This window comes from Nonomuraea maritima (genome assembly GCF_900100395.1).
Taxonomy (GTDB): Bacteria; Actinomycetota; Actinomycetes; order Streptosporangiales; family Streptosporangiaceae; genus Nonomuraea; species Nonomuraea maritima.
Window position 1 is genome coordinate 513,751 of record NZ_FNFB01000002.1, and the last position, 15,636, is coordinate 529,386.

The 15,636-nt window shown below is 71.5% G+C and carries 14 protein-coding genes; 4 read left to right on the plus strand and 10 right to left on the minus strand.

All coding sequences use genetic code 11. The annotated features are described in order from the left end of the window. Positions 1-28: 28 nt before the first annotated feature. The 3 genes from BLR04_RS06040 to BLR04_RS06050 all read right to left on the minus strand — a co-directional run bounded on the left by BLR04_RS06040 (position 29) and on the right by BLR04_RS06050 (position 1,862). Positions 29-829: a polysaccharide deacetylase family protein gene (locus tag BLR04_RS06040; RefSeq protein ID WP_090760394.1), complete on the minus strand. Its 801-nt coding sequence runs from the start codon at positions 827-829 to the stop codon at positions 29-31. A gap of 33 nt (positions 830-862) precedes the next feature. Continuing rightward, positions 863-1,198, minus strand: coding sequence for a hypothetical protein (locus BLR04_RS06045; RefSeq protein WP_245740047.1), 336 nt, complete (start codon positions 1,196-1,198; stop codon positions 863-865). An 88-nt stretch (positions 1,199-1,286) separates the two neighbouring features. Further along, positions 1,287-1,862: a helix-turn-helix domain-containing protein gene (locus BLR04_RS06050; protein ID WP_090760396.1), complete on the minus strand. Its 576-nt coding sequence runs from the start codon at positions 1,860-1,862 to the stop codon at positions 1,287-1,289. An 89-nt stretch (positions 1,863-1,951) separates the two neighbouring features. Between BLR04_RS06050 and BLR04_RS06055 the strand changes: the two genes are divergently transcribed. Continuing rightward, positions 1,952-2,785 (plus strand): DMT family transporter, encoded by an 834-nt coding sequence (locus BLR04_RS06055; RefSeq protein WP_090760398.1) that lies wholly within the window; start codon positions 1,952-1,954, stop codon positions 2,783-2,785. An 85-nt stretch (positions 2,786-2,870) separates the two neighbouring features. Here the strand turns inward: BLR04_RS06055 and BLR04_RS06060 are convergent, their stop codons facing one another. Both BLR04_RS06060 and BLR04_RS06065 read right to left on the minus strand, forming a co-directional pair. Beyond that, positions 2,871-3,458, minus strand: a complete 588-nt coding sequence (locus tag BLR04_RS06060; protein WP_176902962.1) for a sigma-70 family RNA polymerase sigma factor — start codon at positions 3,456-3,458, stop codon at positions 2,871-2,873. Between the two features lie 425 nt (positions 3,459-3,883). Beyond that, entirely contained in the window at positions 3,884-4,846 is a 963-nt protein-coding gene (locus BLR04_RS06065) for an ABC transporter substrate-binding protein (protein ID WP_090760402.1), read from the minus strand. 100 nt (positions 4,847-4,946) lie between these two features. Between BLR04_RS06065 and BLR04_RS06070 the strand changes: the two genes are divergently transcribed. The 3 genes from BLR04_RS06070 to BLR04_RS06080 are packed head-to-tail and all read left to right on the plus strand — an operon-like array spanning position 4,947 to position 7,821. Continuing rightward, the gene (locus BLR04_RS06070) at positions 4,947-5,981 is read left to right on the plus strand and encodes a FecCD family ABC transporter permease (protein ID WP_218128729.1); all 1,035 of its coding nucleotides are present in this window, start codon (positions 4,947-4,949) and stop codon (positions 5,979-5,981) included. 8 nt (positions 5,982-5,989) lie between these two features. Beyond that, entirely contained in the window at positions 5,990-7,033 is a 1,044-nt protein-coding gene (locus BLR04_RS06075) for a FecCD family ABC transporter permease (protein ID WP_090760806.1), read from the plus strand. Then, on the plus strand, positions 7,030-7,821 hold the full coding sequence (locus tag BLR04_RS06080; protein WP_176902963.1) for an ABC transporter ATP-binding protein: 792 nt from the start codon (positions 7,030-7,032) through the stop codon (positions 7,819-7,821). Before BLR04_RS06075 ends, BLR04_RS06080 begins: the two co-directional genes overlap by 4 nt. Before the next feature lie 5 nt (positions 7,822-7,826). On the opposite strand, the gene BLR04_RS06085 is transcribed toward BLR04_RS06080, so the two are convergent. The 5 genes from BLR04_RS06085 to BLR04_RS06105 all read right to left on the minus strand — a co-directional run bounded on the left by BLR04_RS06085 (position 7,827) and on the right by BLR04_RS06105 (position 15,565). Further along, positions 7,827-9,503, minus strand: a complete 1,677-nt coding sequence (locus tag BLR04_RS06085; protein ID WP_090760404.1) for a tetratricopeptide repeat protein — start codon at positions 9,501-9,503, stop codon at positions 7,827-7,829. Positions 9,504-9,773: 270 nt separating this feature from the next. After that, entirely contained in the window at positions 9,774-10,952 is a 1,179-nt protein-coding gene (gene ftsY / locus BLR04_RS06090; protein WP_090760407.1) for a signal recognition particle-docking protein FtsY, read from the minus strand. 53 nt (positions 10,953-11,005) lie between these two features. After that, positions 11,006-14,683, minus strand: coding sequence for a chromosome segregation protein SMC (smc, locus tag BLR04_RS06095; RefSeq protein ID WP_090760409.1), 3,678 nt, complete (start codon positions 14,681-14,683; stop codon positions 11,006-11,008). 211 nt (positions 14,684-14,894) lie between these two features. Beyond that, positions 14,895-15,089, minus strand: coding sequence for a hypothetical protein (locus tag BLR04_RS06100; protein WP_043618321.1), 195 nt, complete (start codon positions 15,087-15,089; stop codon positions 14,895-14,897). A 191-nt stretch (positions 15,090-15,280) separates the two neighbouring features. Beyond that, complete coding sequence (locus BLR04_RS06105; RefSeq protein ID WP_090760809.1) at positions 15,281-15,565, minus strand: acylphosphatase; 285 nt, start codon at positions 15,563-15,565, stop codon at positions 15,281-15,283. Positions 15,566-15,636: the final 71 nt, after the last annotated feature.

Sequence of the window (15,636 nt, forward strand, 5' to 3'; positions counted from 1 at the left end):
ACGCCCCGCCGCCGGACCCGCCGACCGGTCAGAACCGCGCGTACGTACGGCCGGGCGCGGGCGGGTGGCTGTACAGCTCCGAGACCGTGACGAAGGTGAAGCCGCGGGCGGCGAGCCGGTCGAGTACGGTCGGGACGGCCTTCACCGTGCTGGGGTGGATGTCGTGCATGAGGATGATCGAGCCGGGCCTGGCGTGCGCCGCCCGCTTGGCCACCTTCACGGGCTTGCGGTCGCGCCAGTCGTAGGTGTCGACGTTCCACAGGATCTGGGCGAGGCCCTCGCGCCGCGACTCGGCGGCGACCCGCGCGTCCGTCGCGCCGTACGGCGGGCGCATCACCCGCATCCGCACGCCGGTGAGCTGCCGTACGAGGTCGTCGGTGTGGACGAGCTGGCGCGTGACCTCATGGCGCGGCAGCGCCGTGAGCGACGAGTGGTCCCAGGTGTGGTTGCCGAGCTCGTGTCCTTCTGCCGCGATGCGGCGCACGGTGTGCCCGTCCCGGTCGGCGGCCACCCGCTCGCCGACGACGAAGAACGTCGCCCGCACGCCGCGCCGTGCCAGCAGGTCGAGCAGCTGGCCGGTGTACCGGCCCGGGCCGTCGTCGAAGGTCAGGGCCACGCACTTGAGCCTGGCGCAGCCGGGGTTCCAGCGGCGCGGCCAGTCGCTCTGCATCGCCGCGAGCCTCCTGGCCAGGTCGGCCGGGGCGAGCACGACCGCGCTGTGACCGGGCGGCTCCGTCGGCTCCTCGCCCGGCTGGTGGCGACGCGGGGCCGCGTGGCTGACGCACCCCGCCAGCGTGAGCAGGGCCACGGGCAGGGCCCACAGGCGCATACGTTCCTCCGCGTCACGGCATGCGGAGGTCTGCTACGGATAGTCCTGGACCGGTGCCCCCCGCAGCTCCCTGACCAGGTCGTCCCACCAGGGTGGGATATCGGCCTGGAGTTCCTTGTAGCGGCGCGCCACGCGCATGGCACATCCAGCCGGATCCGTACCCAGATGCCGACGTTTGGCCGACCCTTCCTTCCACCGGTAGAAGCCGTCCCTGTAGTGGACGACCAGGCCGATCCACACCGAAACCGTGAGCCCGTCGCCCACTTCGTACGCGTCGGCGACGCCCAGACCGTGGAGCTCGGCCCGGAGTTTCTCCGCGGCCGCGCGGTCCTCACACACCAGCCACCCCCTGCCGACGTCGGATCGCACACAAGGGATGTACCCGGCAAACAACCACAGCCGTCCGATACATGGAGACAGCATGAATCCAGGTGGGGCGACCTGGGAGCTTGTGTAGCTATTGGTCGTGGGCCTCGCGCGGTTCGGCGACCACCATCACGAACCTGAGCTCCTCCTCGCCCTCGTTCGCGTAGCGGTGGGGACGGTCGGCGGTGAACATGACGGCGGCGTCCTTGCCGACCACGTGGCTCTTGCCGTACACGGTGAGGGTCAGCTCGCCGTCGAGCACGGTCAGCATCTCGCGAGTGCCGGGCGGGTGGGCGTCGCCGTCGTGGTGCTCGCCGGGGGCGAGCCGCCAGTCCCACAGTTCGAGGATCATCGGCATGTCGGCGCCGATCAGCAGCTTCGCCTCCACGTCACCCTGCTGGAACGTCACCACGTCGGACGCGCCGACCACGCGAACCGTGGGCACGTCGGAGACCTCCACGAGCCGGGCCACGGTGACGCCGAGCGCGGAGGCGATCCGGGTGAGGGTGGAGACGCTGGGGTTGGTCCGCCCCTGCTCCACCTGGACGAGCATGCCCCTGCTCACCCCCGACCTGGCGGCCAGCGCGTCGAGGGTCAGCCCCCGGTGGGCGCGCTGGGCACGGACGTTGCTGGCGATGGCCTGGGTGATCAGCTCGGGGCTCTCCATAGGAGTGCAGTCTAGTGATTTATTTATACAGCGCAGTGAACCCTATGTGCTGTACTGTCAGTGCAATACATTGAACTGGAGGGCGACCGATGACGGTGATCCTGGCGACGGCGTGCGCGATCGTGTACGGCACCGCCGACTTCTTCGGCGGCCTCGCGACGCGCCGGTCCCGGGTGCTGTCCGTCGTCGTGCTCTCGCAGATCGCCGGACTGGCCCTCGTGGCGGGCCTGCTGCCGCTGCTTCCGGGCACGTACGATGCCGGCGCCATGGGCTGGGGCCTGGCCGCCGGCCTGTCGGGAGCGGCCGGGCTCGTGCTGTTCTACCGGGGGCTGGCCACGGGCGTGATGTCGGTGGTCGCTCCGACGACCGCGGTGACCTCCGCCGTGCTGCCCGTGGCGTTCGGGCTGGCGACCGGCGACCGGCCGGGGTTCTGGGCGCTCAGCGGAGTCGTCCTGGCGCTCGGCTCGGTGCTGCTGGTCAGCCAGGAGGGCGGCGGCGCGAGCCGCGCCACCACGTCGTCGGTGCTCACCTCCCTGGCGGCGGGCGCGGGGTTCGGCGGCTTCTTCATCCTGCTGTCCATGGCGCCGCACGAGGCGGGCCTGTGGCCGCTGCTGGGCGCCCGCCTGTCGTCGGTGTCGGCGGTGGCCCTGCTCGCCCTGGCCACCCGCCGCACGCTGAGGCCCGGCAGCGGCTCCCTGTACGTCATCGTGGCGGCGGGTGTGCTCGACATGGTGGCCAACGTCCTCTATCTGCTGGCCCAGCGGGACGGTCTGCTCAGCCTCGTCGCCGTGCTGGTCTCGCTCTACCCGGCGAGCACGCTGCTACTGGCCAGGCAGGTGCTCGGCGAACGCCTGCGAGCCGTCCAGCTGACGGGCGTGGGCTGCGCCCTCGTCGCGGTCGCCCTCATCGCCGCCGCGCACTGACTCGCACTGACTCCGCACAGCACGAACTCCCGCACAGCACGAAGCCCGCGCCCCTCGGGGACACGGGCTCCGGACGGACGAACGGTCAGGCGGCGGCCGACTCTGTGGACAGCCGCACGGCGCCCTCCTCGCGGGCGTACTCCTCCAGCATGCCGCGCAGCTGGCGGCGGCCACGGTGCAGGCGCGACATGACCGTGCCGATCGGGGTGCCCATGCGCTCGGCGATCTCCTTGTAGGCGAACCCCTCGACGTCGGCCAGGTAGACGGCCACGCGGAAGTCCTCCGGCAACGAGCGCAGGGCGTTCATCACGACGCTGTCGGGCAGCCGGTCGAGCGCCTCGGTCTCGGCGGAGCGCAGGCCGGTCGAGGTGTGCGACTCGGCGGCGTGCAGCTGCCAGTCCTCGATGTCCTCGGCGGCCGACAGCTTCGGCGAGCGCTGCTTCTTGCGGTAGTCGTTGATGAAGTTGTTGGTCAGGATGCGGTGCAGCCACGCCTTGAGGTTGGTGCCCTCACGGAACTGGTGGTACGACGTGTACGCCTTGGCCACGGTCTCCTGCACCAGGTCTTCCGCGTCGGCGGCGTTACGGGTCAGGCGCATGGCGGAAGCGAACAGCTGCGACGTCACGGGCACGACGTCGCGCTCGAACCAGTCCTTACGCTGCTCATCGGTCATCGAGATCAATCTTTTCCCCCTTGCGCTTTCCCCCGTTTCGGCACAAGCCTCCTGACGGCGATCCCATCATCGCAAGCTCCAGGTAAGGGAAGCGTTAGAGGGGTTTCATCACGGTCAGACAGGGGTTGACGTCCCACAGCTCGCGGCGGTGTCAGCACGTCCACGGCCGGACAAGTCTCGTTATCATAACACTAGACACCCAAAAGTACATAGGGAGTGTCTAGCATCACATCTAGGGATGTATGGCGACAAACTTCGCACTGTTTCATGGGCGAACCGCCGCCTCCCGCGATCGACCTGACACCGTCGCACGTCATTCCGCTGCCCCCGCTCCGGTGCGTAAACCTCACCATGAAAGACGCCGAGCCACCCCCATAGGTTCATGAGTTGCCCAGCCTTTCTTCCGGCCTCTCCCAAAAGGACCGTCAGGACGCCGGATCGACCTCGAAGAACTTCGCGACGTCGTCCAGCATCGCGTGGGCGCCCTGGATGCCCACCGCGCTCATCCACGTCAGGTCGCCGACCTCGTGCTTGTCGCCCTTGAGCTTGCCCCACAGGGGGTTGGCCAGGAACTTCTCCCTGGGCCCTTCGGTGGCCGGGTCGGGGTAGGTCGCCACGAAGATGCGGTCGGCGTCGAGGTCGAGGATGCGTTCCTGGCTGACGTCCACCGCGATGGCGTCGTCCGCGCGCGGCTGCTTCTCAGGACGCGTGAACCCGACGTCCTTCATGACGACGCCGGAGTAGGAGTTCTCCACGTACAGCCGCACCGTCGGCTCCCCCGCGAAGCGGACGATCGAGATCGTCGGCAGCTCGCCCTCCTTCGCCTTGATGGCGGCGCCGATCGTGGCGGCGCGGTTCTCGTACTCCTTGATCCGGGTCTCGGCGAGGTCCTCCTTGCCGAGCGCGCGGCCCATGAGGCGCAGGTTGTCCTTCCAGATGGCGCCGGTGGTCTCGCTGAACACGGTCGGCGCGATCTTGGAGAGCTGGTCGTAGAGTGCCTCGTGCCGTACCTTCGCCGAGACGATGAGGTCGGGCTTGAGCGCGATGATCTTCTCCAGGCTCGGCTGCTCCAGCGTGCCGACCTCGGTCGCCTCCTTGCCGTACTCCGCGGCGACGGCGCCGAGATAGCCGGGCAGTTCCGAGTCGATCGAGCGGTACGTCGTGTAGCCGACCACCGGGGTCTCCAGGGTCAGCACCGCGTCGACGAAGCTCTGGTCGAGCGCCACCACCCGGGTCGGCCGTACCGGGATGACGGTCTCGCCCATGGCGTGCTCGACGGTCCTGAAGGCCGGAGCGTCCGAGGACGCCGGCGCCTCCGGCGTGGAGCCGCACGCGGCGAGCCCCACCACAAGGACGAGCGCACCCGCCAGCAGCCGCAACGTTCTCATCGCATCCCCTTCCGCAAAAGTAAGGCAAACCTAAATTAGGTAAGCCCAGCCTAAGCTGGCATACTTCAGCGAGTTCCGGCAAATGTGGAGGTGAACACGGGTGAGCGCGGCCACCGTCGCCCCACGGCTGCACGGCATCCGTCAACGCCGGCTCACCGTGCTTTCCGCCCTGCTCGGGGCCCTCGCGGTGGCCGTCGTGCTGAGCGTGACCATCGGCTCCAAGTCGGTGCCGCTCGCCGACGCCTGGCACGCGCTGACGTCCCCCACCGGCACCGAGAACGACATCGTGATCCGCTCGCTGCGGGTCCCGCGCACCGTCTTAGGAGTGCTCTCCGGCGTCGCGCTCGGCGTGGCCGGCGCGCTCATGCAGGGCCACACCCGCAACCCGCTCGCCGACCCCGGCCTGCTCGGCGTCACCCAGGGGGCCGCGTTCGCGATGGTCTCCTCGATCATCCTGCTCGGCGTCGACAGCCTGCTCGCCTACATCTGGTTCGGCCTCGCCGGTGCGCTGGTCGCGAGCGTGGCGGTGTTCGCGCTCGGCATGGTGGGCGGCAGGGGCGGCCCCACCCCGGTCACACTGGCGCTGGCCGGCACCGCCGTGAGCGCCCTGCTCGCCGCCCTCACCTCCGCCGTCGTGCTGCTGGACGAGCAGGCGATGGACGTCTTCCGCTTCTGGCAGGCGGGCTCGATCTCCGGCAGGAGCGCCGACGTCGTCTGGCAGGTGCTGCCGTTCATCCTCGTGGGCCTGGTGCTCGCGATGATCAACGCCCCCGGCCTGAACGCCCTGTCGCTCGGCGAGGACGTCGCGCGCGGCCTCGGCCAGAACATCCCCATGACCCGCACCGTGGGCGTCGCCGCCGTCACCCTGCTGTCCGGCGCGGCCGTCGCCGCCTGCGGCTCCCTGGCCTTCGTCGGGCTCATCGTGCCGCACCTCGTCCGTCCGCTGTCCGGCACCGACCACCGGTGGCTGCTGCCGTACTCGGGGCTGGTGGGGGCGGCGCTGCTGCTGTTCGCCGACGTGATCGGCCGCGTGGTGGCCCCGCCCGGCGAGCTGGAGGTCGGCGTGGTGCTCGCCCTGATCGGCGCCCCGTTCTTCGTCGCCCTGGTACGTCGTAGGAAGCCGGTGCGCCTGTGACCACCCTGATGACCAGGCGCCCCCTGCGTGTCGGCCGCCTGTCCTGGCGCGTACGGCCCCGCGCCGTCACGCTCTGCGTGACCGGCCTGGTGCTGCTCGTCCTGCTCATGGCTCTGAACATGCGCATCGGCGAGATCGACATGTCGCTGGCCGACGTCCTCGCGGGCACCTTCGACGTCAACAGCCCTGCCCACTTCGTCATCATGGAGCTGCGCCTGCCGCGCGCGCTCACCGGCGCCCTGGTCGGCATGGCGCTCGCGCTGTCGGGCGCGATCATCCAGTCGATCGCGCGCAACCCGCTCGCGAGCCCGGAGATCCTCGGTGTGACCACCGGCGCCTCCGTCGCCGTGGTGGCCGGGGTGGTGGCGAGCGGCAGCGTCAACAGCGGCGTCAGCGGCCTGCTGGCCACCCTCGGCGTCCCCGCCCTGTCCCTGGTCGGCGGCCTGCTCGGCGCCGCGATCGTGTACGGCCTGGCCTGGCGGCGCGGCCTCGACGGCTACCGCCTGGTGCTGGTCGGCATCGGGGTGGCCGCGGTGTTCACCAACGTCAAGTTCTGGCTGCTGACCGTCGGCGACGTCAACGACACCAGCCGCGCCATGGTCTGGATCAGCGGCTCGCTCAACGCCCGCGGCTGGGAACACGTGGTCCCGACGGCGCTGGCGCTCGTCGTGCTGGTGCCGGTGACGCTGCTCGGCGCCCGTTCCCTCGACGCGCTGCGCTTCGGCGACGACACCGTCACCGCGCTCGGCGTGCGCGTCAACCTGGCCCGCGCGCTGCTCATCCTCGCGGCCGTGCTGCTGGCCGCCGTGGCCACCGCGGCGGCGGGGCCGATCGCGTTCGTGGCCCTCGCGGCGCCGCAGATCGCGCTGCGGCTCGCCCGTACGGCGCAGCCCCCGCTGCTGTGCTCCGCGCTCGTCGGCGGCGTCCTGACCACGGGCGCCGACCTCATCGCCCGCATCGCGTTCTCGCCGATCGAGCTGCCCGTCGGCATCGTGACGGCCGTCCTCGGCGCCCCGTACCTGATCCACCTGATCTGGAGGTCGCGAAAGTGAGACTGCAGGCCGCCGGCGTCAAGCTGGGGTACGGCGACCGTCTCATCGTGGACGGCCTCGACCTCGGCGTCGAGACCGGCACCGTGACGACCATCATCGGCCCCAACGGCTGCGGCAAGTCCACCCTGTTGCGCGCCCTCGGCCGGCTGCTCAAGCCGCGCGGCGGCGAGGTGCTGCTCGACGGCAAGCGCATCGACAAGATCCCCACGCGCGAGGTGGCCAAGGTCCTCGGCATGCTGCCGCAGGCCCCCACCGCGCCCGAGGGGCTGACCGTGGCCGACCTGGTGGCGCGCGGCCGCCATCCGCACCAGACGTGGTACCGCCAGTGGTCCTCCGACGACGAGGGCGCGGTCGCGGCGGCGCTCGACATGACCGGCCTGTCCGACCTGGCGGAACGGCCCCTGGATGAGCTGTCGGGCGGTCAGCGGCAGCGGGCGTGGATCTCCATGGCCCTGGCCCAGGGCACCGACCTGCTCCTGCTCGACGAGCCGACGACGTTCCTCGACCTCGCCCACCAGGTCGAGGTGCTGGAGCTCGTACGGCACCTGCACCAGGAGGGCGGGCGGACGGTGGTCATGGTCCTGCACGACCTCAACCTGGCCGCCCGCTACGCCGACCGGCTCGTGGCCATGCGCGGCGGCAAGGTCATCGCCTCCGGCACCCCGCACGAGGTGCTCACCGAGGACCTGCTGCGCGAGGTCTTCGAACTGGACGCCAAGGTCATCGCCGACCCGGTGGCCGGGACGCCCCTCGTCGTCCCGATCGGCCCCCTGACGGCCCGTCCCTGACCCGCTCAGAGTTCGGACAGCGCCCGCTCGACGTCCGCGTCGTCGGGAGCGAGCTGCGCGGCCCGCAGGAGGTCCTGACGGGCCTCCACGGGCCTCCCGGCGGCCCGGTGCACCAGCGAGCGGTTGAACAGCAGTTCGGGCGTCTCCTCCAGCTTCAGCGCCCGTGACAGGGCGGCCAGCGCCGTGTCGTGGTCGCCCCGCTCGTACGCCAGCTCACCCCGCCCCGCCCAGGCCGCGGCCAGGTCGGGGTCGGCCTCCAGCGCCCGGTCGAAGGCGGCGAGCGCCTCGGCGTGGCGGTGCTCGGCCAGCTCCACCTGGCCCAGCACGCACAGCAGGTGCGGGTCGCCCGGCGTCAGCGCGAGCCCCCGCTCGGCGTCCCGCCGCGCCGCCGCGAGATCGCCCGCGGCCACGTGCAGCCCGGCCCTGTTCACGTACGCGCGCGCGAACTCCGGGTCGAGCTCCAGCGTGTGGTCCAGGTCGGCGCGGGCCCCTTCCAGGTCGCCGGCGGCGTAGCGGATCTCGGAACGGTTGTAGTACGCCTCGGGGAACGGCGGGCTGAGCCGCATCACGGCCTCGTAGTCGGCGAGCGCCTCCTCCGTCCGGCCCAGCTCCTGCAGCAGGTTGCCGCGGTCGAGGTAGTAGTCGGGGTAGCCGGGGTCGGCCTCCACCGCGCGCGTGTAGTCGGCCAGCGCCTCCTCCTTGCGCCCGGCCATGGCGAGCAGCTGCCCCCGGTTGGCGTACAGGACGAGCCGGTGGATCGGGTGCTCGCCCGCGAGGTCGGTCTCGGCCAGCTCGATCGCCCGCTCCACCAGCTCCATCGCGGCGGCGTAACGACCCCTGCGCACCTCGACCAGGGCCTTGCCGTTGAGGTCGAACCCGAGGTGGAACGCGCGCTCGCGCCGGTCGGGCATCAGGGACGTGATCGTGATGGCCTCGTTGACCCAGGCCAGGGCCTCTTCCGGGTCGCGCTTCGCGTGATCGTGGTGCCGTACGAGGATCATGGCGGTGGCGTACGCGGCGGTGGCGCGGTACCGCGGATGCGTGCTCCTGCGCCTGACCCGGTCGTAGAGCTCGCGGGCCTCCTCCTCGCGCTCGATCGCCTCCAGCGACGCCGCCACGCGCAGCAGCAGCCGCTCCCACGCCTCGGGGTCGTCCTCGTACGCCCGGCCGCGCAGCGCCTCCAGCCCCGCCTCGGCCATGGCGTGGTGGAACCCCTCGTCGCGGTAGCGGTCGAAGTCGGCGGCGAACGGCCCCCGTCCGGGAGCCGACGGCCCCTCCTCGATCACGAGCAGCGCGGGGTCGACCCGGCGGCGCAGGACGGCGAGCAGTTCGGTGTCGGTGGGGTCCGCCTCGTCCAGGTTGGCGACGGTGACGGTGAGCGGGCCCGCGTCGGTGAGGTGGTCGCGGACGAACTCGGCCAGGCCGTTGGCGAGCCTGAGGGTGCGCCGGGCCCCGGGCACGAGGACGCGCTGCTCCCTGGGCAGGGAGTCGGCCAGCGAGCGTCTGCGGGCCGGCACGGAGCCGTGCAGGCCGGGCGCCACGGCGCGGATCTCGATGTCGTGCCGGGTGACCAGGTCGGGTCGGCGCTCCAGCGCCGGGGGTACCAGGTGCGCGAGCAGCGCCGCGCCCATCGTGTAAGGGCCGCCGATGCGGCGGTCCGCGTCAAGGAAGATCGTCTTCACACGGTGCCTTTTCCGTGGTCCGGGACGGCCGGCGTCCGCGCGCAGAGGACGCCGGCCTGCTGACTCAGCCGCAGTGCCGCGGTGCAGCCGCGGCGGTCGGCTTCACGGTTCCTGGCCGGTGAACAACGATCTTCTTCATGTGCGCCCTCTCGCCTTTGTGCGGGATCGAACGATCATTGATGACCGATACATGTGACCACAGACAAAAGCCCCAGATCAATGTTTATCTGGTAATGGCTAATTCACCGGTACTTAAGTGCTATCCGTAACCTAATCGCCCAGAATCGCGTCGACGAAAACCTCGGGATCGAACGGCGCGAGGTCGTCAGGACCCTCGCCCAGACCCACGAGTTTCACCGGCACCCCCAGCTCCCGCTGCACCGAGATGACGATGCCGCCCTTGGCCGTGCCGTCGAGCTTGGTCAGCGCGATGCCCGTGATGTTGACCGCCTCGGCGAACACCTGTGCCTGGCGCATGCCGTTCTGGCCGGTGGTGGCGTCGAGGACGAGCAGCACCTCGTCGACGGTGGCCTTCTTCTCGATGACCCGCTTGACCTTGCCCAGCTCGTCCATGAGGCCGGTCTTGGTGTGCAGGCGGCCCGCGGTGTCGACGATGACGACGTCGACCTTCTCCTCGATGCCCCGGGCGACCGCGTCGAACGCCACGGAGGCCGGGTCGCCGCCCTCGGGACCGCGCACCGTGTCGGCGCCGACCCGCTCGCCCCACGTCTGCAGCTGGTCGGCCGCCGCCGCGCGGAAGGTGTCGGCCGCGCCGAGCACGACCTTCCTGCCGTCACCGATGAGGGACCGCGCGAGCTTGCCCGTGGTGGTGGTCTTGCCGGTGCCGTTGACGCCCACGACCAGCACGACCGCCGGCCGCTCGCCGTGCGGGCTCACCCTGAGCGTGCGGTCGAGGTCGGGGTTGATCTGGGCGAGCAGCTGCTCGCGCAGCAGCCCGCGAACCTCGTCATGGGTACGGCTGCCGAGCACCTTCACCCGGGTGCGCAGCTCCTCCACGACGGCCTGGGTGGGCGCGACGCCCACGTCGGCCGTGATCAGGCTCTCCTCGATCTCGTCCCAGACGTCGTCGTCGAGCCGGTCGCGCGACAGCAGCTCCAGCAGACCGCGGCCGAGCGTGCTCTGCGAACGGGCCAGGCGCGAGCGCAGCCTGACCATCCGGCCCGCCGACGGCGGCGGAACCTCGATCTCGGGCTCCACCACGACCGGCTCGGCCGGCTTGACCGGCGGCGGGAGCGTGGTGGTGGCGCCCTCGCCCTCCTCGCCCGCCGCGGCGGGCCGCTTCTCCTCCTCCTCGGGAAGCGCGGGGGCCTCGGGCGGCAGAACGGGAGGCGGAGCCTTCCGGCCCGGCCGGAAATACAGGAAGAGACCGCCGATCACCAACAGGGCGACGACGGCCACGATCACAATGACGCCGAGGTAACCATCCACAAGACGTCAGTTTTCCAGATCGACCGACATGGTCATGCCCAAGGCCACACCGATCAGGCGGTTTCGCGCTCCCGCAGCCGCTGACTGACCACCTGCGTGACGCCGTCGCCGCGCATCGACACGCCATAGAGCGCGTCGGCGATCTCCATCGTGCGTTTGTTGTGAGTGATCACTATCAACTGTGAACTCTGCCGCAATTCCTCGAAAAGCGTCAGCAGCCGCTGGGTGTTGGTGTCGTCGAGCGCGGCCTCGACCTCGTCCATCACGTAGAACGGCGACGGCCGGGCCTTGAAGATCGACACCAGGAACGCCACCGCCGTGAGCGAGCGCTCGCCGCCCGACAGCAGCGACAGCCGCTTGACCTTCTTGCCCGGCGGACGCGCCTCCACCTCGATGCCCGTGGTCAGCATGTCGGACGGGTCGGTGAGCACCAGCTTGCCCTCGCCGCCGGGGAACACCCGGGTGAAGATCTCCTCGAACTCCCTGGCGACGTCCTCGTACGCCGAGGCGAACATCTGCTCGACCCGCTCGTCGACCTCCTTGACCACGGTCATCAGGTCGCGCCGGGTCTTCTTGAGGTCTTCGAGCTGGGAGTTGAGGAACGCGTGCCGCTCCTCCAGCGCCGCGAACTCCTCCAGCGCGAGCGGGTTGACCTTGCCGAGCTGGGTCATCTGCCGCTCGGCCGCCCTGGCCCGCTTCTCCTGCTCCTCCCGCACGTACGGCACCGGCGGGTCGCCGGGCACGGGCGCGTCGGGGCCGTACTCGGAGATCAGCGTCTCGACCTCGACGCCGAACTCCTCCAGCGCCCGCTGCTCCATCTGCTCCAGCCGCAGCCGCTGCTCGGTGCGGGCCACCTCGTTGCCGTGCACCCGGTTGACCAGCTTGTCGAGCTCCTGGCCGAGCTCGCGGACGCGCAGGCGTACCTGCTTGAGCTCGGCGTCGACGGCCACCCGCGCGAGGTCGGCCTCGTCGCGCTCCCTGGAGGCCAGCTGGACGGACCCGGCGAGCGCCGCGAGCACCTGCTTGGCGCCCTTGCTGACGGCCTCGGCCAGCGCCGCCTGGCGCCTGCGCCGGGCGCGCCGCTCGGCCGCCCTGGCGCGTTCCTCGCGCTCGCGCCGGGCCGCGCGCAGCAGCCCGTCGGCGCGCCCCTCGACGCCCTTGACCCGCTCCTCCGCGGTACGGACCTGCAGCCGGATGTCCATCTCGCGCTGCCGGGCGAGCTCGCACGCGGCCGCCAGCTCGTCGCGCAGGTCGGTGGTGGGCTCCGCCTCGAGTTCCTGGGCGTATTCGGCCTCGGCCAGCCGGACCTCCAGCTCGGCCAGCTCCTCCAGCCCTTCGTCGCGGGCCGCCTCGGCTCTGGTCACGCTCGCGGCCAGGCGCTCGGCCTCGGCGCGCGCGGCGCCCGCGGCGGCCTCGAGCTGGGCCAGCCGTCTGGCCGTCGCGGCGGCGCGCTGGTCGGCCTCGCGCTGGCGGCTCCTGACCTGGTCGAGCGCGCCCTGGGCGGCGCTCACACCGGCCTGGGCGGTGGTGACGGCGTGCTGCGCCTCGCCGACGCGCGCCTGCGCGGACTCCAGCGCGCTCTGGGCGGCCTGCTCACGGGCGACGGCCTCGTCGAGGGCCACGAGGGTCTCCTCGGCCCGCGCCTCGGCCTCCTCCAGGTGCTTGACGGCCTCGTCGAGCGCGGCCCGCACCTGCAGCACGGACGTGCCGCCGTCGGACCCGCCCTCGGCCACGTGCGCTCCGACAAGGTCACCGGCCCTGGTGACGGCGCGCAGCTCCGGGTGGCGCTCGACGAGTGCCCGCGCGGCGTCGAGGTCGTCGACGACCGCCACCCCGTCGAGTACGTGCCCCACGGCCGCCCGTAGCTCCTCGGGAACCGTCACGAACTCCGCGACCCACCGGCTCCCCTCAGGGGCGTCACCGAGCGGGGCGTCCGCCGCGCGGTCGCCGGCGACCAGCAGGGTCGCCCGCCCCGCGCCGCGGTCGCGCAGCAGGTCGAGGGCTTCCACGGCGCTGCCGAGGCTCCGTACGGTGATCGCCTCGGCGACCGGCCCCAGCACGGCGGCGACGGCGAGCTCGGCACCCGGCGTGACCTGCGTCGCGGCCGCCAGCGGCCCCAGCACCCCGGCGAGACCGGCCTCCAGCAGCGCGGCCCCGCCGTCGCCCTTGGCCAGCCCCAGCTCCAGTGCCTCGCGCCGGGCGGCGAGCGCGGCCACGGCGCGCTGGGCCTCCTGGTCGGCGGCCCGCGCGGTGCTCACCGCCGCCTTGGCCTCGCGCAGGGCGGCGCGCGGCGCGTCGAGGCCCGACGTGGCCTCCTCCAGCCCGGCGCGCGCCTCGTCGGCGACCGCCTTGGCCTCCTCGACCATGGCCTGCGCGGTGGCGAGCTCGTCGGCGAGCGCCGGGTCGGCGGCCGGCTCCTCCAGCCGCTGCGCCTCCAGGTCTTCCCCTGCTCGCCGCTCCCGCTCGCCGGCGTCGGCGAGCGCCTGCCGCAGGCGGCCGATCTCGTCCTCGGCGGCCCTGGCCCGGCTCCGTACGGAATCGACCTGGCCGCGCAGCTTGGCCAGCCCCTCGCGGCGGTCGGCGGCGGCCCGAGCGGCCAGGGCGAGCCGCTGCGCCTCGGCGCTCAGCTCGGCCTCGGCGGCGGACCTGCGCTGCACCGCCTCCTCCAGCAGCTCCCGCGCCTGGTCGAGCTCGGCCTGCATCATCTGCTCGCCCTCGCGCACCTCGGCCGCCTCGCGCTCGAGGTCTTCCGGGTCGCGGCCGCGGCGCTCGATGGCGGCGGCGTCAAGGGCGTGCCGGTGGCGTTCGGCGGCCAGCTGTTCGAGGCCGCTGATCCGCTCGCGCAGCGACGACAGCCGGAAGTACGTCTCCTGCGCCGCCGCGAGCCGCGGCTGGGCCTCGGCCTCGGCGGCCTCCAGAGCGGCCTCGCGCTGCTGCCCCTCGCCCAGCTCCGCCTCGACCTGGCGGCGGCGTTCCGAGATCGCGGCCTCGTCGGCCGCCTCGCGCTCCAGCGTGAGGCGCAGGGTCCACACGTCGTCGGCGAGCAGCCGCAGCCGGGCGTCGCGCAGGTCGGCCTGGATGACGGCGGCCTTACGGGCGATCTCGGCCTGGCGGCCCAGCGGCTTGAGCTGGCGGCGCAGCTCGGTGGCGAGGTCCTGCACGCGCGTGAGGTTGGCCTGCATCGCGTCGAGCTTGCGCAGCGCCTTCTCCTTGCGCTTGCGGTGCTTCAGTACGCCCGCGGCCTCCTCGATGAAGGCCCTGCGGTCTTCAGGGCCCGCGTGCAACACCGTGTCGAGCTGCCCCTGCCCGACGATGACGTGCATCTCACGGCCGATGCCGGAGTCGGACAGCAGCTCCTGGATGTCGAGCAGGCGGCAGGTGTCGCCGTTGATCGCGTATTCGCTCTGCCCCGACCGGAACATCAGCCGGCTGATCGTGACCTCGGTGTAGTCGATGGGGAGGGCGCCGTCGGAGTTGTCGATCGTCAGCGTCACCTCGGCGCGGCCGAGCGGCGGCCGGGACGACGTGCCGGCGAAGATGACGTCCTCCATCTTGCCGCCGCGCAGCGACTTGGCGCTGTGCTCGCCCATCACCCAGGCGAGTGCGTCGACGACGTTGGACTTGCCTGAGCCGTTGGGCCCGACCACACAGGTGATGCCCGGCTCGAAACGCAGCGCGGTCGCGGAGGCGAAGGACTTGAAGCCACGCAGGGTCAGGGTCTTCAGATACACCAGCGGCCCCCTTCTCCTGTACGGACATCGGAGAAGCCTACTGGTCATCGCCGACGTCGGCGGAAAAGGCGGCCGAGCACGCCGGAGTTACGGCCCACCGGAAGTGATCACACAGTGAATTCCATGGCTCTGCCGTGACCGTGAATTTCCGTGGGCAAATAACAAGGGACGTCTCACCGAGACGTCCCTGGGTCTTGCGCTCCGATCACTCTCAGGTGAGTGCCGGCTCGCGCTCCTGCACGCGGCTTAGCGCCTCGTCGCGGGTCTGCGCTGCAAGAGCGTCGTTCGTGGCCTGAAGTCGGATGAGTTCTGCCTCCAGATCCCGGATACGCTGCTGCAGGCGGCGCATCTCCGAGACCATACGAGGGTCAGGACCGCCGACGTGGCCGAGTAGAGCCTTCGCCATGGTAAAGGGTCCTCCACGCTGAGTGACCAGACTGGTTCGCGCACTTCTGTTCCGCGGGAGGGGTGCGCGTGGTACCTAACAAGAGTCGCACCGGCAGTGTGGGCGGTCAAGTCGATCGAACCGCTGAGCCCCTACTGATGGGCACTCCCGACATACAACTATACCCTATTTGGTCTGTTTGACGAAATCGCCTACCGCTCTACAAAGCTGGTCAAACTACCTCGGGCTTCGCTCCAGCGTTCTACCACTCCATCCACCCTGCCCGGCGTGTCGCAACCCCTCAGCAACTCCAGCAGCTTGACGCACGCCTCCCTCGGGCCTTCCGCGACCACCTCGACCCGGCCGTCGGCGGCGTTGCGCGCCCAGCCCACCAGACCGAGCTCCAGCGCCCGCGAACGGGTCCACCAACGGAACCCCACGCCCTGGACCCTGCCACGCACCCACGCGTTCAGCCGGACGTCCGTGACGTCGCCCATCACCACTCCCTCGGATGCCTCGCCACCTGCGGTTTCTCCGCGAACCCGGCCGCCGCACCGGGCGTTCCTGC